Here is a 20,235-nt window from a genome sequence, read left to right on the forward strand (position 1 = left end):
TTTTAAAATAATATGGGATTATTAGATGGAAAAACAGCCATTGTGACAGGTGCTGCACGCGGCATCGGCAAGGCTATCGCTTTGAAGTTCGCTCAAGAAGGAGCAAATATTGCATTCACTGACTTGGTGATTGATGAAAATGCCGAGGCTACGGCAAAAGAATTGGAAGCTTTGGGAGTAAAGGCAAAAGCTTATGCCTCCAATGCAGCAAACTTTGAAGACACTGCCAATGTAGTGGCAGAAATCCATAAGGACTTTGGACGTATTGATATTCTGGTAAACAATGCCGGTATTACACGTGACGGTCTGATGATGCGTATGAGCGAACAGCAATGGGATATGGTTATCAATGTCAACCTGAAATCGGCATTTAACTTTATCCATGCCTGCACACCCATCATGATGCGCCAGAAGGCGGGTAGCATTATCAATATGGCATCTGTGGTAGGTGTTCACGGCAATGCCGGCCAGGCCAACTATTCTGCTTCCAAAGCCGGTATGATTGCTTTGGCCAAGTCTATCGCTCAGGAGCTGGGTTCTCGTGGAATCCGTGCCAATGCCATTGCTCCGGCTTCATCATGACAGCCATGACCGACGCCTTGTCTGAAGAGGTGAAGGCTGAATGGTGCAAGAAGATTCCTTTGCGTCGTGGCGGCACACCCGAAGACGTGGCAAATATCGCTACTTTCCTGGCTTCTGATATGTCTTCTTATGTATCCGGTCAGGTTATTCAGGTAGATGGTGGGATGAATATGTAATTTAATGATTAATGATTAGTGATTAATGTTTAATGAGAAGTTGGGTGTTAGTCATTAATCATTAATCACTAATCATTAAATATTAACAACCGATGACTGTCGTATACGAAGACAATCATATCATTATAGTCAACAAGACCGCTTCCGAGATAGTTCAGGGAGACAAAACGGGTGATACACCGCTTTCGGAAACTGTAAAGCAGTACCTGAAAGAGAAGTACAGCAAGCCTGGAAATGTCTTTATCGGTGTCGCTCACCGGCTGGACCGCCCCGTGAGCGGTCTTGTTGTTTTTGCCAAGACCAGTAAGGCACTGTCGCGTCTGAACGAGATGTTCAAGAATAGCGAGGTGAAGAAGACTTACTGGGCAGTAGTGAAGAACTTGCCCCGCGAGGAAGAGGGGGAATTGGTGAACTATCTGGTGCGAAATGAGAAACAGAACAAGAGTTATGCATACGACAAGGAGGTGCCGGGCAGCAAGAAAGCGATTTTGCATTACCGGCTCATCGGGCGGTCGCAGAACTATTATCTGTTGGAAATAGATTTGAAAACCGGACGCCATCACCAGATACGTTGTCAGTTGGCAAAGATGGGCTGTCCCATCAAGGGAGATTTGAAGTATGGTTCGCCCCGCTCCAATCCCGACGGCAGCATCTGTCTGCATGCGCGGTATATCCGTTTTGTGCATCCGGTGTCCAAAGAACTGATAGAAGTGGAGGCGCCCGTTCCTCCCGGAAATTTATGGAATGGTTTTGAAACGATTTAATCTTACAGTAATGAAGAAAATCACAGTTTTGTCGGGTTTGCTGCTCCTTGCGGGATTGGCTGCCCAAGCTCAGGAAAGAGTTGCTGAGTATAACGTGCGTCCGGCCGTTACGGTGCGCACTCCCCTCCAGGGCGATAGTATCAACTTCAAGGGAGACAAGTTTACTACCGGCAATCTTCTGAAGACGAAGGTCAGTCTCGACTTCGACGGAGGTCGGTACGAACGTATGGTTGCTGATACGGCTGGATATGTAACTGTGGCAAAGGCGGACAAGGACAATCTGTTCTATCTGTTTGCTACCAATCTGCGTGCGGAGCGTTTCATGAAGGGCAAGCTGAATGTATATTCTCCTGCCCGTTTTGAGGTGTTTGTAAACGGTGAATCCAAGCAAGTCAAGGAGACAGCGGAGGACAGCTTGTCGCAGGTCCGTCCTACGGCTGTCAGTTTGCGTATGGACCCCGAAGCGGATTATGAGATTGTCATCAAGTTGCTTTCAAGCGCGGACGACAAGATGCAGCCGATGCTGAAATGCGAATTTGAAAAGGAAAAGGACTTTGCCGATGTAGCCTGCCGGATGGCACCGGACATGAAGAGACGTTTCTCTTTGTTCAACACCAATTTCGGCTCCCGAGCGAGCAGGGTTTCTCTTTCGCCCAACGGCAAGTATCTGCTGACCCGCTATTCGGACAATTACGACGTGAAGCGTTCCAGGACCCGTTGTGAGCTGACCGAGGTAAAGACCGGCCGGGTGATATTGCCCAATGCCAATGAAAAGATGAACTGGATGCCCAACAGCAACAAGCTCTATTATACGGTTATGGGCGAGGAGCAGAATGACCTGGTTGTGTTCGATCCTGCCACGATGCGTGAGGAAGTGCTGCTGAAGAATGTTCCCGAAGGATATTTCAGCTGGTCTCCTACAGAAGACTATCTTATTTATATGCTCACGGACGAGGGCGAAAAGGTGAGTGGCCCGTTGAAACGTCTCTTGCATCCGGACGACCGTATCCCCAATTCTCGTGACCGCTATTATCTCATGAAATACGATGTGGAGACGGGCCTTTCCGAGCGTCTGACCTACGGTAGTCACAACGTCTATCTGAATGATATTTCCCCGGATGGCAAGAAACTGTTGTGCAGCACTTCCAAGTCGGACATCACTCGATGCCCTTTCTCCCTCTCTTCTCTTTTCGAGATTGATTTGGCCACCTTGCAGGCAGATACGCTGGTCGCCTGGGATGCTTATCTGGGAAGTGCTTCTTACTCTCCGGATGGGAAGCAGCTTCTGGTGACGGGCAGTCCGTCTGCTTTCGGAGGCATTGGCAAGAATTGCGGTGAACATCCCATAGCCAATGACTTTGATACCCAAGCATTCATTATGGATTTGGCTACAAAGAAAGTGCAGGCTATCACGCGCGATTTCAATCCTACAGTGTCTCCCGTGCAGTGGAACCGCGTGGACGGATGTATCTATTTCGATACGACTGATGGGGATTGCAGGCATATCTACCGTTATGTTCCGAAGACGGGCGGCTTTGAAATGCTTCCGCTTGAAGAAGATGTGATTACTTCCTTCACGCTGGCCAATGACAATCCGGTTGTGGCTGCCTATGTGGGCGGAGGAAACACCAGTACGGGCGTAGCCTATACATACGACACGAAGAAAAAAGTTTCTACCTTGCTTGCCAACCCCATGAAGCCCATCCTCGATAAGATTGAGCTGGGACAGATGGAAGAGTGGAACTTTACAGCTTCAGACGGTACGGAGATAAAGGGAATGGTTTGTCTGCCGCCGTCTTTTGACCCGAACAAGAAGTATCCGCTTATCGTATACTATTATGGAGGAACGACTCCTACAACCCGCGGTATAACTTCCCCGTACTGTGCACAGTTGTTTGCGTCACGTGACTATGTGGTTTATGTTATCCAGCCCAGTGGTGCCATCGGGTACGGCCAGGAGTTCTCTGCACGCCATGTCAATGCATGGGGTGAGCGTACGGCCGATGAGATTATTGAAGGTACGAAGAAATTCTGTGCAGCCCATCCGTTTGTCAACGATAAACGTATCGGATGCCTGGGTGCCTCTTATGGAGGATTCATGACGATGTATCTGCAGACTAAGACGGACATGTTTGCTGCCGCTGCCTCGCATGCTGGCATCAGCAATGTAACGAGCTATTGGGGCGAGGGTTATTGGGGATATTCCTATAACTCTGTTGCGGCAGCCGATAGCTATCCTTGGAATAATCCCGATTTGTTTACGAAGCATGGAGCATTGTTCAATGCGGACAAGATTAATACCCCTCTGTTGTTGCTGCATGGCACGGTAGATACGAACGTGCCTATCGGTGAAAGTATCCAGTTGTATAATGCGCTGAAGATATTGGGCAAGCCGGTGGAATTTATTACCGTGGATGGTGAAAACCATTTTGTACTTGATTATGCAAAACGTGAATTGTGGCACAATTCAATTATGGCTTGGTTTGCCCGCTGGCTGCAGGATAGTCCGGCATGGTGGAATGACCTTTATCCGGAAAGACATTGGTGATGTTTTAATTGACAATTGATAATTAAAAAAGCCGTTTCCCAGAATAGACAAGGAGGAAACGGCTTTTTTGTTGTAGTGTGCTTACTGTTATTGGGCCACTTTTGCTGTGTCTTGGACGTTCTCGGCTTTCTGCAAAGTATCCGTTACCACAGTGTCGTTAGACAAGGTTGTTGTCTTACTCGGCTGTTCTACCGGAGCCTTAGCTTGAGCCAAGAACGTTCCGCCACAAACAAACATAAACAGGGCTGCTACTAATACTAATTTTTTCATAATTCATTTGCTTTTAGGTTGCTATATCTTATTGTTAAGTCTAAGTGCTTGCTTGTTGTAGCGCTTGTTGCTTACGTCTAATATAGGTCAAATGGTGTGCCAGAAAGAGTGTGTATTGGATAATATTCTGATAGTTAGTGATATATGTTTCTATGCAAAGTGTGGCATAGTGTGGAAAAGTGTGGAATGTGTGGAGGGGAGTGTGGAATAATTCCACACCCTTTAGTCGGATATGTTATAAAGCTTCAACTTGTTGTACAGCGTTTTGCGGTCAATGCCCAACAGTTGTGCAGCGCGGCTCTTGTTGTTTCCCGTCTGCCGCAAGGCTTCGATGATTTGATGCTTCTCTGCCTCCTCATTGCGAAGAGGGATACCGATGATGGCCGGTGTGGGTTCTTTCAGTTCATTCAGTTCGTTGATAGTAATGAATTTGCCTTGTGCCAGCAGGGTTGCACGGCGTACCATATTCTTCATTTGGCGTAGATTGCCGGGCCAGGGATATTCCAATAGGGCGCGGGATGCCTTGTCGTCAAAGCCGGTCAGTTGCTTGTCCATTTCGCGGTTGGCCTGGTCCAGAAAGAAATTGGCAAAGAGCAGGATGTCTTCACGGCGGTCTTTAAGTTGCGGCATACGTAGGGTGAATTCATTGATACGGTGATATAAATCTTCACGGAACGCCCCTTTTTCGATGGCTTGCTCCAGATTTTCGTTGGTGGCGGATACCAGACGTACATCCACGCTTATCTCTTTGTTTGAACCTACCGGACGTATCTTGCGCTCTTGCAAAGCACGCAGCAACTGTATTTGCACTTCATAGCTCAGATTGCCTATCTCATCCAGGAAGATGGTACCGCCGTTGGCTTCGACGAAAGCGCCCGTTTTGTCGGTCAGTGCGCCGGTAAAGGCCCCCTTTATGTGCCCGAAGAACTCCGAAGCGGCCAATTCTTTGGGAATAGAACCGCAGTCGATGGCTACAAACGGCTGGTCGGCACGCTTGCTGAGCTGGTGGATGCGGTGGGCTACGTATTCTTTGCCCGTTCCGCTGGCGCCATTGATGAGTACGGACATATTGGTAGGTGAAACCAGTTTCACATAATTGTAGAGTTGTTTGGCTGCGTCGCTCTCTCCCTCGAGGAAGTCGGAGGAGGACAATGAGCCTTCTGCACCCTTCAGAGGCTGATTCTTCATCTTGTCGGAATGCATCGTCTGTTTGGGTGAAACGGATGGTCTGTTTGGGGTAAACGCATCATCTGTTCGGGACGAATGCATCATCTGTTTCAAAGCGGAGGATGATGCATTCAAGGCTTCGCCTATTTTTTTCAGTAATTCGTCCGGATTCACGGGCTTGGCAATGTAATCGCAGGCTCCCAGTTTCATGGCTTGGACGGCCGACTGTATGTCAGCGTATCCCGTCATGATGATAAGCGGTATTTGCAGGCCGTGTTCGCCCAGCCATTTCAATAAGTCAATGCCATCCTTGTCGGGCAGGCGCAGGTCAGACAATATCAAGTCTACGGTTTCCGACTCAATATGTTTTTGAGCACGGGCAATGCTGCTGGCGGAGGTTACTTGGAAACCTTTTTTGCCGAGCCATGTTTTTAGCATCATGCCGTAAGTAATATCATCTTCTACAATTAATATGGATGTCATTGCTTTAGCCTTTTATCTCTTTTATGTAGGCAAAGGTAAGTGCTTTTGTCTGATTTTAGTATATTTGCAAACTTAAATTAAATAAAAAACAAAATGAAAAGAAATCTTATTGTATTATTAACTATACTGGTTTGCGCTCTGACTGCTTGCAAGCCGGGACAAAAGAAAGAGGAAGATATGGAAAAAGAAACGAAGCTGAAGATTGAAACAAGTGCGGGTGACATCATCGTGAAACTGTATAATGAAACCCCGAAACATCGTGATAACTTTATCAAGCTGGTGGAAGACGGCACGTATGAAGGTACGCTGTTCCACCGTGTCATCAAGGACTTTATGATACAGGCTGGTGACCCGGAATCGAAGAAGGCTCCGAAAGGCAAGATGCTGGGGGCAGGCGACGTGGGTTATACCGTTCCTGCCGAATTTGTTTATCCGAAGTATTTTCACAAAAAAGGTGCTTTGTCGGCTGCACGCCAGGGTGATGAGGTGAACCCCGACAAGGCATCATCCGGCTGCCAGTTCTACATTGTGACCGGAAAAGTGTATAATGACTCTACCTTGCTGGGGATGGAACAGCAGATGAATCAGATGCGCCTGAACAATGCTTTCAATGCATTGGCCCAGAAGCATATGAAGGAAATCTACAAGATGCGCAAGAATAATGACCAGGACGGTCTGATGGATTTGCAAGATTCCTTGATTGCGCAGGCAGAGGCTCAGGTTGCCAAGGAACCGGAGTTCAAGTTTACCCCCGAGCAGGTGAAGGCTTATACTACCGTGGGCGGTACTCCGCATTTGGACGGTGCATATACCGTGTTCGGTGAAGTGCTGGAAGGTATGGATATTGTTGATAAAATACAGAAGGTCAAGACTGACCGTAACGACCGTCCCGAAGAGGATGTGGTTATTAAAAAAGTGACAGTGATAGATTGATGATAGATTCTGTCATTCCATTTTATGAAGATAAACAAAAAGATATTTGACAACGGTCTGCGCCTGGTGCACAATGAGGACACCAGCACGCAGATGGTTGCCTTGAATATTGTTTATGACGTGGGTGCCCGTGACGAACATCCCGAGCATACGGGCTTTGCCCATCTGTTCGAGCATCTGATGTTCGGAGGTTCGGCGCATATTCCTGATTATGACGCTCCTTTGCAACTGGCAGGCGGGGAGAATAATGCATGGACCAATAATGATATAACCAATTACTACCTGACGGTTCCAAAATCGAATGTGGAAACCGGCTTCTGGCTGGAGTCCGACCGTATGCTGGAACTGGCATTCAGTGAGCAAAGTCTTGAAGTGCAGCGTGCGGTAGTGATGGAGGAATTTAAACAACGTTGCTTGAACCAGCCGTATGGTGATGTGGGACATCTGCTTCGTCCTTTGGCTTATCAGACGCATCCTTATCGCTGGCCTACTATCGGGAAAGACCTCTCTCACATTGCCAATGCCACGCTGGATGAGGTAAAGGAATTCTTTTTTCGTTTTTATGCACCTAATAATGCAGTGCTGGCCGTTACCGGAAATATTTCGTGGGAAGAAACGGTTAGGTTGACAGAAAAATGGTTTGCTCCCATTCCCCGTAGGAATGTGCCCGTAAGGCAATTACCGCAAGAAGTTGTACAGACGGCGGAACGCCGGCAGACGGTGGAACGGAATGTTCCTCTGGATGCTCTGTTCATGGCTTATCACATGTGCAGCCGTGAGGATGCCGATTATTATGCCTTCGATATTCTGTCGGATATTCTGAGCAATGGACGTTCCAGTCGCTTGACCCGCAGGCTGGTGCAGGAACAAAAGCTCTTTTCCAGTCTCGATGCCTATATCTCCGGTACACGGGATGCCGGACTGCTGCACATCAGCGGCAAGCCTTCGGCAGGCGTATCTTTGGAGCAGGCTGAGGCTGCTGTCCGCAAGGAGTTGGAAGAGCTGAAGCAAGGATTGGTAGGCGAGCAGGAACTGGAAAAAGTGAAGAACAAATTTGAATCTACACAGATATTCGGCAACATCAATTATCTGAATGTAGCTACCAACCTTGCCTGGTTTGAACTGACCGGGCAGGCGGAAGATATAGACCGTGAAGTGGACAATTACCGTGTTGTGACGGCAGAACAGCTTCACAGGGTGGCACAACAGACGTTCCGTGATGAAAACGGGATTGTGCTCTATTACCAAAAAGAGAATTAGGACAATTAGTGCCCTTCGTCTTACCTGCTCCCTGTCTGCTCCTTATCAACTCCCTGCCAAGTCCTGCTTTATAGATACGGAGCAGATAGGGAGAAGATGAGGATGTGAATAGAAGAAAACGGAAAAATAGAACAAAAAGAGCTCCTGGTATGAGAAATTCATTTGATACGTATAAGCAGCACTACAAAGCATTGCTTCTCCTGGGGCTGCCCATTGTGGTGGGGCAGCTGGGAGTCATTGTGCTTGGTTTTGCCGATACGCTGATGATTGGGCATCACAGCACGGAAGAGCTGGGTGCCGCTTCTTTCGTAAACAATCTGTTTACTCTCTGTATTATTTTCAGTACGGGATTCAGCTACGGGCTGACCCCGGTTGTGGGAGGCTTCTACGGTAACCGCCGTTTTGCCGAGGCCGGACAGGCGTTACGGTGCAGCCTGGTGGCCAATGTGCTGGTAGCTTTACTGTTGACTCTTGTCATGACCGTTCTGTATTTTAATGTAGAACGGTTGGGGCAACCCGAAGAATTGATGCCTCTAATCAAGCCTTATTACCTGGTGTTGCTGGCTTCATTGGTCTTTGTTATGTTGTTCAACGGTTTCAAACAGTTCACGGACGGCATCACCGATACCAAGACGGCCATGTGGATTCTGCTCGGCGGGAATGCGCTCAATATCATAGGAAATTATATTCTCATCAATGGAAAGCTGGGCTTCTCGGAGATGGGACTACTTGGAGCAGGTATCAGTACCCTATTCTTCCGTATTGTGATGGTAGCGGTTTTTGCGGTGATTGTGCTCCGCGACCGTCGGTTTATCCGTTATAGGCTTGGCTTCATGCGGCTGGGATGGTCGACGCCGATGTTCAGGAAACTCAATGCATTGGGCTGGCCTGTCGGTATGCAGATGGGTATGGAGACGGCTTCCTTTAGTCTTAGCACCATCATGGTGGGCTGGCTGGGGACTCTCGCGTTGGCATCACACCGGATTATGCTGACTATCTCCCAGTTTACCTTTATGATGTTTTACGGTATGGGGGCGGCGGTTGCCGTGCGTGTCAGCAACTTTAAAGGGCAGGGAGACGGATTGAATGTGCGCCGTTCGGCGTATGCAGGTTTCCACATTATCTTTTGTATGGGAGTGGTGTTGCTGAGCATCGTTTTTTCGCTTCGTGGTCAGGTGGGCGGATGGTTTACGGACAATGTGGAGGTGTCCGCCATGGTTGCTTCCCTCTTCTTCCCGTTCCTGGTTTACCAGTTCGGTGATGGGTTGCAGATTAACTTTGCCAATGCCCTGCGTGGCATCTCGGATGTGAAACCGATGATGATCATTGCATTTATATCCTATTTTGTTATATCTTTGCCCGTAGGGTACCTCTGCGGTTTCATCTTCGGCTGGGGACTGACGGGAGTCTGGATGGCTTTCCCGTTCGGACTGACCAGTGCGGGGCTGATGCTGTGGCTGAGATTCCGTAAACAGACCAGGGAAAGGATTTGATAGTATGAATAATGTCTCCAAAGTAAAGATTGCCGCAGGCTACACTTTGTTGCTGGCGGTATTGTTTTTTTCCTTGTTTTTCGTACACCGGGAAATGGAGAACCTTATTCTTACCGATGACCGCGATGTACAATGGACAGACAGCGTGCTTGCCTTGATACGCGAGAAGGATACCAACACGATAAAAATGCTGCGCACGCTGAGTGAGGCGAATAACAGCATGGTATCCACCAGTGACATTGAGCAGATAATTGCCCGGCAGGACTCGGTAGTGACCCAGCAACGTGTGCAGCACCGTATCATTACACATCGGGATACCGTCGTGACACGCCCTCGGAAGAAGGGGTTTTTCCGTCGTTTGGGTGAAGTGTTTGTCCCCCCAAAGAAAGATACGGCTATCCAGGTAAAGACCTCCCTTGAATTTGCAACGGATACGGTGATTGAACCTTATAATCCGGCCGATTCTTTGCATGAGCAATTGCGTGCCGTGGCCCGGCAGAAAAAAGCTGTAAACACTGTTATACAGCGGCGTAAACGCTATCTGCAACGCTTGGACCATATGCTGACCGCTCGTATTGACAGCTTGCTGAAAGATTACGAGACGGAAACTCTGCTGCGTGCACGGACGGAAGCCGAGTATCAACAAGCGGTCCGACGCCGTTCGGCCAAGATTATCAGTGGCATTGCCGTAGGTGCGGTGTTGCTCTCCGCTTTTTTTCTTATTATCATCGGTCGCGACATTGCCCGAAGCAACCGTTACCGCCGTGAGTTGGAAGAGGCCCGCCGTCGTGCTGAAGATTTGCTTGCTGTCCGTGAAAAACTGATGCTCGCCATTACCCATGATTTCAAAGCCCCGCTCGGTTCTATTATGGGCTATGCCGACTTGCTTTCCCGTCTGACGGTGGATGAGCGTCAGCGGTTCTATCTGGACAATATGAAAACCTCATCGGAGCATCTGCTGAAGCTGGTCGTTGATTTGCTCGACTTCCATCGTCTTGATTTGAACAAGGCCGAAGTCAACCGGGTCACCTTTCATCCTTCCCGCCTGCTCGAAGAGATACACGTCAGTTTCGCACTGCTTACGGCTGCCAAAGGCTGGCGCTTCATTGCGACATTGCCCCGGAGCTGGGTGGTACCTATATTTGCGACCCCTTGCGTCTGCGCCAGATTATCAACAATTTGCTGTCCAATGCCGTGAAGTTTACGGACCAAGGCAGTATTACCATGACTGCCCGTTACGAGGACCGTCGACTGGTAGTTGCCATTGCTGATACGGGTAAAGGTATGGAGCCTGCCGACCGGGAACGTATCTTCCAGGAGTTCACCCGCCTGCCGGGTGCCCAGGGTAAAGAGGGGTTCGGACTCGGACTTTCCATCGTCCGTATGTTGGTACAGTTGCTTGAAGGCACGATTGATGTAGACAGTGTACCGGGCAAGGGAAGCACTTTCACCGTATCTATTCCCATGCCCTTTCTGAATGAAGAACGAAGAATGAAGAATGAAGAATTGCCGTGCGGCGTGACAGCGCAGCCCGATTCTTCATTCTTCATTCCTCATTCTTCATTAAAAAGAGTGCTCCTTATCGATGATGACCGTATTCAGCTTACTCTTACTGCCGCCATGCTTCAGCAGAGTGGTATAAATTCTGTTTCTTGCTTGCAACTGGATGAACTGCTGGATGCCTTGCGCACTGCAACCTTTGATGTTCTGCTTACTGATGTGCAGATGCCTGCCATTAATGGTTTTGATTTACTGAAACTGCTGCGTGCTTCGAACATACCGCAGGCACAGTCTGTTCCGGTGATTGCTGTCACTGCCCGCAGTGACATGCAGCGTGAGGAATTTACGGTGCATGGTTTTGCCGGATGCCTGCATAAGCCGTTTACCGTCAGTGAATTGCTGCATGAATTGGATGTGGAGGACAAAGGGGGGGAGGTTACGGAAGTTTCGGAAACTTCGGCTTGCCCGGGGTATAAATTCTCTTCGCTCACTGCTTTTTCGGTCGATGACCCCGAGGCCGCAAAGTCCATTCTGGAAAGTTTTGTGGCTGAGACCCGCTCAATGCGGAGCGTTTGCAGAAGGCTGTGGAGAATGAGGATGTGGACGAGATGGCTGCCGTCTCCCACAAAATGATTCCCCTCTTTACGTTGATTGGAGCTGCGGAACTGGTTGCATTGCTGAAGCTGTTGGAAACTTCGCATGGAGTGCCTTTTACCGGAGAATTGAAAGAGCGCGCCCTTGCCGCCTTTGTTCTGATAGAGGATGTCATTGCTCAGGCAACAGCTCTTCCGTAATGGGGAACAGAGAAGAATATGTGATTTTTCTTTGTCGGGAACCAAATGTCGAAAGAAATTGTTTACTTTGTAGGATTTTTAAATACGATGAAAGATTGACGTTCCGATGAGAAGAAAATGGTTGAGAATAGCACTGTGGTACTGCTTACTCCTATTATACTGTTTATAATATTGATGATATTGCTCTATGTGCCTCCTGTACAGAATTTGATACGGAAGCAGGCTACGGCAATAGCATCAGATGCTACGGGTATGGATATATCCGTGGAGCGGATTGACCTTCGCTTTCCTTTGAATTTGTTGGTTCGCGGGGTATTGGTGGTACAGCCTGCCGACAGTGCTGTTGATGTGCAGCATCCCGATACTTTGCTGAATCTTGGAAGCTTGAACGTACGCGTGCAGGCATGGCCTTTACTCAAAGGAAAAGTGGAGGTGGATGACATTACCTTGAAACAAGTTGCTGTCAACTCTTCCAATTTAATGGAAGGTATGCACATCAAAGGGGTACTGGGGCATTTCTTTTTCGAAAGCCATGGCATAGACCTTACAAAAGAAGATGCCATCCTCAATAATATAGAATTGAGCGATACCCATGTGCAGGTAATGCTTGCCGATACCACTGAGACTCCCAAGGACACTACTGACACTGCGTTGAACTGGAAAGTCACACTCCATACTTTGAAGTTGAAGAATGTCTCGGTCGATTTACAGATGCCATTGGACTCCATGGGGCTGAAAGCCATATAGGGGATGCTGAGATTGCGGACGCTGCTGCCGACCTGAAACACCAGTTCTATGGCTGGAGAAAATTTCTGCTGACCGGAACTTCTGTCAATTATGATACCGGTGGCCCGAAGCGTGCCACAACCGGTATTGATGATGCAGGCTTCGACCCCTCGCACATTGCTCTTCGCGACATCCGTATGGGCATTGATTCTGTGATGTATTACGGCAGAGATATGAATGCCGTTATCCGGGAATTTTCCATGTATGAGCGTTCCGGTTTGAGTGTAACCTCCCTGACCGGGCGGTTGTTTGCCGACTCTACCGTTATCCGTATCCCTTCTTTGAAGTTGCTGACACCTCATAGTGAGATGAACCTTACGGCACAGACCTACTGGGAACTGGTAAATATACCTACCACCGGTCGTCTGACAGCCCGTTTCAATGCCCGTATCGGCAAACAGGATGTACTGCTTTTTGCCGGTGGCCTGCCGGAAGCTTTCAAGGAAGCCTATCCGTTTCGTCCGTTGGTGATTCATGCCGGTACGGAAGGAAACCTGAAGCAGATGCAGATTTCCCGTTTTACGGCTGAGCTGCCTGGAGCCTTTTCGTTGAGTGGGGGAGGAGAATTCTGGAACCTGACCGACAGTGTGAAACGCAATGGAAGCATGGACTTCGAAATGCATACGCTGAACTTGAACTTCCTGACCGGACTTGCCGACATAGCTCCCGATGGCTCCGTCATCGTGCCGGACAGTATGCACCTTGCGGCACGTGTCGGTGTGGAGGGGGCGCAGTGCACTGCTGCCTTGAAGCTGCAGGAGAAGGAAGGCTTCTTGAATCTGGATGCCGCCTATAACCTTGCTACGGAGGCCTACCATGCCGACCTTGCCGTCAATGACCTGCAGGTGCATCACTTCCTGCCCAAGGACTCCATCTATACTCTTACGGCAAAGATGTCTGCCAAGGGGCAAGGGGTGGATATGGCATCACGAAAGACTGTGGCCGCTTTGAATGCCTCCTTGGAAAAACTACAGTATGGTCATTGGGACATTTCCGGTGTGGATGTGCATGCCGGACTCAAGTCATCCGTTGCTACCGTCCGTCTTACCAGCGATAATGTTCTTCTCAAGATGCAGGGAAATGCGGATATGCGTCTTGACCGCAGCTATTTGGATGGCGCCTTGGATTTGAATGTGGAAGAGGTGAATCTGCATAAGCTGGGCTTGGTGCCCCGACCGTTGAAACACCCGTTTGCCTTTACAATGGGAGCGGAGGCACGTCATGATTCTCTCAAGTTGAGGCTTGATGCCGGTGACTTGAATCTGCGTTTCCGCGCCCACAGCACGTTGAAGAAGTTGATGGAACAGTCGGATAAATTTGTCTCTATCCTGACAAGGCAGATTGATGAACGGCGTCTGGACCATGCCGCTTTGCGCCAAGTCCTTCCTTCGGCAGGCATGCATCTGGAAGCCGGTAACCAGAATCCCGTCAGCTATTTCCTGGCTGCAAAGGGTATTTCCTATAATGATTTCAAACTGAGTTTCGGATTTACTCCGCAAGTCGGCATCAACGGGCGTACAGCTGTTCACGGATTGCGCATGGACTCCTTGCAGCTCGATACGATATTTTTCACAGTGAAGCAGGATACTGCCCGCATGAAGTTGCAAGGTGGTGTCATAAACGGTCCCAAGAACCCGCAGTTTGTGTTCCGCAGTACACTGACGGGTGAAGTCCGTAATGAAGATGCGGAGCTGACTGTGGATTATGTGGATGGAAAAGGGCAGACTGGTGTGCTGTTCGGTATTAATGCCCGTCCGTTGACCGAAGGAAATGGTCGCGGTAATGGTGTGCTGCTGAACCTCATCCCTGCCGAACCGATTATCGCTTTCCGCAAATTCCACTTTGCGGACAACAGTAACTGGATTTATCTGCATAAGAACATGCGCGTCTATGCCAATATTGACATGGACAGCGACGACGGTCTGTGTTTCCGTATGCAGTCCAACAGGAGCGATACCCTTTCCTTGCAGAACATAAACGTAGAGCTGAGCCGATTGCGCCTGGATGAACTTACGGAGGTACTTCCTTATATGCCCCGGCTTACGGGATTGTTCTCTGCCGAAGCAAATTATGTACAGACTGCCACTTCCCTGCAGGTGTCAGCCGAAGCCAATGTGGAGAAGCTGACCTACGAACGCAACCGGTTGGAGACATCGGCCTGGGGGCTACCTGGTTGCCGGGCGACAAGAATACGCACTATCTGAATACCTATTTTACATATGATAATGAAGAAGTGATGACCGCGGACGGTATCTTGACGCAGAAAAACGGAAAGGATACCCTGGAAGTGTCCACCCGTTTCGAGCATTTCCCGTTGAAGATGGCCAATGCATTCATCCCTGACCAAATGGTGACCTTTACCGGAGATATTGATGGAGGACTTTATATTTACGGTTCGCCGGACAAGCCTCAGATGCATGGTGATATTGCTTTGGACAGTGTGTCGGTCTACGCACGCCAGGCGGGAGCACGTTACTGGTTCGACAACCGTCCGGTACAGATAAAGGACAATCAGTTGATATTCGATAAGTTTGCCATTTATACCACCAGCAAGAATCCGTTTACGATTGACGGTAAGGTTGATTTCCGGAATATGGAGCGTCCTACTGCCAACCTCAATCTGCTGGCAGAGAACTATACGTTGCTGGATGCACCGCGTACCCGCGAAAGTCTGGTGTATGGAAAGGTGTTCGTCGACTTGCATGCCACGGTGAAGGGACCGCTCGACGGGCTCACGATGCGTGGAAACATGAATCTGCTGGGCAATACCAACGTAACCTACGTGTTGACCGATTCTCCTTTAACGGTGGAAGACCGTCTCAGCGGACTGGTTACCTTTACCTCGTTCACCGATACGACGTCGGTAAAGGCGGATGAAGTTCCTGCCATGTCGTTGGAGGATTGGAAATGTATATGTCCGTCCATATTGACGATGCTGTCCGTCTTCGTGCCGACCTGAGTCCTGACCGCAGCAAATACATCGAACTGGAAGGTGGCGGTGATTTGAATATGCAGTATACTCCCCAAGGGGATATGAGCCTTACCGGGCGCTATACCCTTTCGGGTGGCGTCATGAAATATTCGCTGCCCATCATCCCGTTGAAGGAGTTCCAGTTCAATCCCGGCAGTTATGTGGATTGGCGGGGGAATATTATGAATCCTACGCTGAGCCTGAAGGCTACGGAACGTATGCGTGCTTCTGTGGCCGATGGTGACGGGGACGGTTCGCGCATGGTGAACTTCGATGTATCCATTTCCATCAAGAACAGGCTTGACGCTCCCGATCTGATATTCGATATTTCGGCTCCCGAAGATGCCGCAGTAGAGAATGAGCTGCAGGCAATGGGTGCAGAAGAGCGTAGTAAGCAGGCCATTGCCATGCTTGCCACGGGTATTTACCTGAACAGCGGCGCCAAAGGAGGAGGTTTGTCGATGGGAGCCGCCTTGAACTCAGTGCTTCAGAGCCAGATAAACTCCTTGGCGGGAGGTATAAAAGGTGCCAATATCAGTGTAGGTGTGGAAGACCGTACCTCTGCTGAAACGGGCGACACGCAGAAAGACTTCAGTTTCCGTTATTCCCAGCGTTTCTTCAACGACCGCGTACAGATTGTCATCGGTGGAAAAGTGTCCACCGGAGCCAATGCCACGAACGATGCGGAGTCATTCATTGACAATATATCGCTGGAATACCGTCTTGATGCGTCGGGTACCCGATATGTCCGTGTATTCCATAATAAGAACTACGAAAGCATACTCGACGGTGAGATAACCGAAACGGGTGTCGGCCTTGTGCTGCGCCGGAAGATGGACCGGCTGGGTGAGCTCTTCATCTTCAGGAAGAAAAAGATAAAACCGGAGGCTGAAAACAGCGATATGAAAAAGTAGGAATGTGATATGAAACGACTGATATTATATATTGCAGGATTGATATTTCTGGCAGGTTGCTCCACCACGAAGCACTTGCCGGAGGGGGAGATACTCTATACCGGCCAGAAGCCGATGATTGTATTGAACCGCAGTGAAACGTCTGTTGGCGAGATTGCCATGGAAGAGGTGGAGGCCGCCCTTGCCACGGCACCGAACAACTCGTTGCTGGGAAGCTCTACTATCCGCTATCCCTTTCCTTTCGGACTGTGGATTTACAATGGTTTCCAGAAGTATGAGAAGGGATTCGGAAAGTGGATATTCAATAAATTTGCCGCCACTCCGGTGCTTATGTCTACGGTGAATCCCGATATACGCCAGAAGGCGGCGGCCAACTTGCTACGCGATTATGGCTATTTCAACGGAAGCGTCAGCTACAAGACATTTGTCGACCCGAAGGACTCGCTGAAGGCCAAACTGCAATATACGGTGGATATGCGTAATCCTTATTTTATAGATACGGTGTACTATCGTGGCTTCAACCAGCGTACCACCCGGATTATGGAGCTGGGCCGCCGCCGCTCGCTCATCAGCCCGGGAGAGCAATTCAATGTGACCGATTTGGACGGGGAGCGTACCCGTGTCAGTACCCTGCTGCGCAATGTGGGATGCTATTACTTCCGTCCCGATTACCTGACTTATCAGGCAGACACGACAATGATTCCCGGCGGCCATGTCCAGATGCGTATGGTTCCCGTTCCCGGAATGCCGAAGGTGGCCGAGAAGCAGTTTTATGTAGGCAGGAAATCTGTGTATCTTCTTGGAAAGCAGGGGCAGGAACCTAATGACAGCATGGATTATAAAGGCTTGGCCATACACTACTATAACAAGCCGCCGGTGCGTCCTAATATGCTTTACCGCTGGCTGAACTATCAAGGCTACCGCCGCAAGCGCCAGATACAAGACAGCGCTGGTATTGCCCGCCAGCGTTCCATGCAGAGCTTGTATAGTCTGTACCGTCAGACCCGTGTGCAGGAACGTTTGGCAAGTGTCGGCATTTTCCGTTATGCGGAAATGCAGTATATACCGCGTGATACGGCATTTGTGTCCGACACCTTGGATGTGAGGGTTATTGCCGCACTCGACAAACCTTACGACGCGGAGCTGGATTTCAATGTCACCATGAAGAGCAATAATCAGACAGGACCGGGGGCTGCCTTTACTGTGACGAAAAATAATGTCTTCGGGGGGGGAAAGCTGGAACGTGAAGCTGAACGGCTCGTACGAATGGCAGACAGGTAAAGGGAGCTCTTCGTTGATGAACAGTTATGAACTGGGCATTTCCACTTCGCTCATCTTTCCGCGTGTGGTGTTTCCCCGGATGGGCAACCGTGAATATGACTTTCCGGCTACGACCACTTTCCGCCTGTATGCCGACCAGATGAACCGTGCCAAGTATTATAAGCTGCTGGCTTTTGGCGGTAATGCCACGTATGACTTCCAGCCCAAACCGACATCCAGGCATAGTATAACTCCTTTCCGGTTGACGTTCAATGTGCTGCGCAATCCTACTGAGGCTTTTGATACATTGCGTGCCCAGAATCCGGCACTTTACGTCAGCTTGCGCGACCAGTTCATACCTGCCATGGAGTATACTTATACATACGACAATGCGTCCGTGCGCGGAAAGCGCAACCCCATCTGGTGGCAGACCACCGTGGCATCGGCAGGTAACCTGACTTCTGCCGTTTACCGTATTTTCGGCAAGCCGTTCAGCGAGGAGGGGAAGAAGCTTTTCGGGGTACCTTTTGCACAGTTCCTGAAGCTGAACTCGGAATTCAGGTACCATTACCGGATAGACAAGAACCAGATGATAGCTTCGCGTATTGCGGGAGGGGTGATATGGTCGTATGGAAACGCCACGACCGCACCTTATACGGAGCAGTTCTATATAGGTGGTGCCAACAGTGTGCGCGCCTTTTCTGCCCGCAGTATAGGTCCGGGCGGCTATCCTCCCGAGACGGACAGAAAATATACTTATATCAACCACGTGGGTGATATTCGCATGGAAGCCAATATCGAGTATCGCTTCCGTATGATTGCCGACTTGCATGGAGCGGTGTTTCTGGATGCCGGCAATGTATGCTGATGCGTAAGGACGAAAGTCGCCCGAACGGTGAGTTCACTTTGAAGAATTTCCCGAAACAGATTGCTTTGGGTACGGGATTCGGCTTACGCTATGACCTGGACTTCCTTGTTTTCCGTCTGGATTTGGGTATCGGGCTTCACGACCCGTATGATACCGGAAAGTCGGGATATTACAATATTCCTAAGTTCAAGGATAGTATGGCACTGCATTTTGCCATCGGTTATCCGTTCTAAATGTACGTTTTTGAACGGATAGTGGTAAAGAATGAACTAAAACTCCCTTTTGTCAGACATAAATTTTTGTACATTTGCAACCGTTATCAACTGTGATACACTAACCTTTTTAAATAATAACTAATATGAAACCAACTTTATTCTTATTGGCAGCCGGCATGGGCAGCGTTATGGTGGCTTGAAACAATTGGACGGACTGGGCCCGAATGGCGAAACTATCATGGATTATTCCATATATGATGCTATCAATGCCGGATTCGGCAAGCTCGTTTTCGTAATACGTAAAGATTTTGAGCAGGACTTCCGCGACAAGATTATTTCCAAATACGAAGGCCATATCCCCTGCGAACTGGTATTCCAGTCCATCGATGACCTTCCCGAAGGCTTCACCTGCCTGAAGGCCGTACCAAACCTTGGGGAACCAACCATGCTGTAATGATGGGTGCCGATGTAATAAAGGAACCGTTTGCTGTTATCAACTGCGATGATTTCTACGGTCGTGATTCCTTCCAGGTAATGGGTAAATTCCTTGCAGCCCTTCCCGAAGGTTCCAAAAATGTATATTCCATGGTAGGCTTCCGCATCGGCAATACATTGAGCGAAAGCGGTACCGTATCCCGTGGTTTGTGTGGAACGGATGCAAACAATTTGTTGACTTCTGTAGTAGAGCGTACCAAGATTCAGCGCATGGACGGCGAGGTGAAGTACATCGACGATAACGGTGAATGGACTGCCACTCCCGAGACGACTCCGGTCAGCATGAACTTCTGGGGTTTCACTCCCGATTATTTTGCCTACAGTGCAGAGTTTTTCAAGAGCTTCTTGAGCGACCCGAAGAACATGGAGAACCTGAAGAGCGAATTCTTCATCCCGCTGATGGTGGATAAGCTGATTAACGATGGCACTGCTACTTGCGAAGTGCTCGACACAACCAGCAAGTGGTTCGGTGTAACTTATCCCGAAGACCGTCAGAGTGTAGTCGACAAGATTCAGGCTTTGGTGGATGCGGGCGAGTATCCTGCGAAGCTGTTCTAAGAAGAACTTGAATACTTTACTATAAGGAAAGGCTGTTTCACGTTGCATCGTGAGGCAGCCTTTTTGTGTATAGTGGGAGAGTCTGCCGGAAAGCTCTGTATTTGCGTTCTTTGTGATTATTTTTTAGACGCGGATGCCGCGGATTGAAATATGAAAACTCCGCGTCATCCGCGTCTAAGCGATAGCAGATATAAGTTT

The 20,235-nt window shown here is 49.2% G+C and carries 7 protein-coding genes and 5 pseudogenes; 10 read left to right on the forward strand and 2 right to left on the reverse strand.

What is annotated here, in order from left to right; genetic code table 11:
* The first annotated feature begins 12 nt into the window (after positions 1–12).
* The 3 genes and pseudogenes from fabG to JCM16496_RS16655 all read left to right on the forward strand — a co-directional run bounded on the left by fabG (position 13) and on the right by JCM16496_RS16655 (position 4,070).
* Positions 13–758: pseudogene (gene fabG / locus JCM16496_RS16645) on the forward strand (3-oxoacyl-[acyl-carrier-protein] reductase).
* Between the two features lie 92 nt (positions 759–850).
* Positions 851–1,522 (forward strand): RluA family pseudouridine synthase, encoded by a 672-nt coding sequence (locus tag JCM16496_RS16650; protein WP_005828600.1) that lies wholly within the window; start codon positions 851–853, stop codon positions 1,520–1,522.
* Between the two features lie 10 nt (positions 1,523–1,532).
* The gene (locus JCM16496_RS16655) at positions 1,533–4,070 is read left to right on the forward strand and encodes a S9 family peptidase (RefSeq protein WP_025835681.1); all 2,538 of its coding nucleotides are present in this window, start codon (positions 1,533–1,535) and stop codon (positions 4,068–4,070) included.
* Positions 4,071–4,157: 87 nt separating this feature from the next.
* Here JCM16496_RS16655 and JCM16496_RS16660 read toward each other — a convergent pair whose 3' ends face one another.
* Together JCM16496_RS16660 and JCM16496_RS16665 are read right to left on the reverse strand one after the other, a co-directional pair.
* Positions 4,158–4,340 carry a hypothetical protein gene (locus JCM16496_RS16660; RefSeq protein ID WP_005828596.1) on the reverse strand — a complete coding sequence of 61 codons (183 nt, stop codon included), beginning with the start codon at positions 4,338–4,340 and terminating at the stop codon, positions 4,158–4,160.
* A 222-nt stretch (positions 4,341–4,562) separates the two neighbouring features.
* Positions 4,563–5,990: a sigma-54-dependent transcriptional regulator gene (locus JCM16496_RS16665; protein WP_025835683.1), complete on the reverse strand. Its 1,428-nt coding sequence runs from the start codon at positions 5,988–5,990 to the stop codon at positions 4,563–4,565.
* Positions 5,991–6,083: 93 nt separating this feature from the next.
* On the opposite strand from JCM16496_RS16665, the gene JCM16496_RS16670 reads away from it, so the two are divergent.
* The 7 genes and pseudogenes from JCM16496_RS16670 to JCM16496_RS16700 all read left to right on the forward strand — a co-directional run bounded on the left by JCM16496_RS16670 (position 6,084) and on the right by JCM16496_RS16700 (position 20,037).
* The gene (locus tag JCM16496_RS16670) at positions 6,084–6,923 is read left to right on the forward strand and encodes a peptidylprolyl isomerase (RefSeq protein WP_025835685.1); all 840 of its coding nucleotides are present in this window, start codon (positions 6,084–6,086) and stop codon (positions 6,921–6,923) included.
* A 24-nt stretch (positions 6,924–6,947) separates the two neighbouring features.
* Positions 6,948–8,183: a M16 family metallopeptidase gene (locus tag JCM16496_RS16675; protein WP_025835687.1), complete on the forward strand. Its 1,236-nt coding sequence runs from the start codon at positions 6,948–6,950 to the stop codon at positions 8,181–8,183.
* Positions 8,184–8,332: 149 nt separating this feature from the next.
* The gene (locus tag JCM16496_RS16680) at positions 8,333–9,676 is read left to right on the forward strand and encodes an MATE family efflux transporter (RefSeq protein ID WP_025835688.1); all 1,344 of its coding nucleotides are present in this window, start codon (positions 8,333–8,335) and stop codon (positions 9,674–9,676) included.
* 4 nt (positions 9,677–9,680) lie between these two features.
* Positions 9,681–11,970, forward strand: a pseudogene (locus JCM16496_RS16685) (hybrid sensor histidine kinase/response regulator).
* Positions 11,971–12,076: 106 nt separating this feature from the next.
* Positions 12,077–16,641: pseudogene (locus tag JCM16496_RS16690) on the forward strand (translocation/assembly module TamB domain-containing protein).
* A gap of 9 nt (positions 16,642–16,650) precedes the next feature.
* Positions 16,651–19,002 (forward strand): annotated as a pseudogene (gene tamL, locus JCM16496_RS16695) (translocation and assembly module lipoprotein TamL).
* Positions 19,003–19,127: 125 nt separating this feature from the next.
* A pseudogene (locus JCM16496_RS16700) lies at positions 19,128–20,037 on the forward strand (nucleotidyltransferase family protein).
* Positions 20,038–20,235: the final 198 nt, after the last annotated feature.

Origin of the sequence: Bacteroides rodentium JCM 16496 (assembly GCF_000614125.1) — a bacterium.
GTDB lineage: Bacteria > Bacteroidota > Bacteroidia > Bacteroidales > Bacteroidaceae > Bacteroides > Bacteroides rodentium.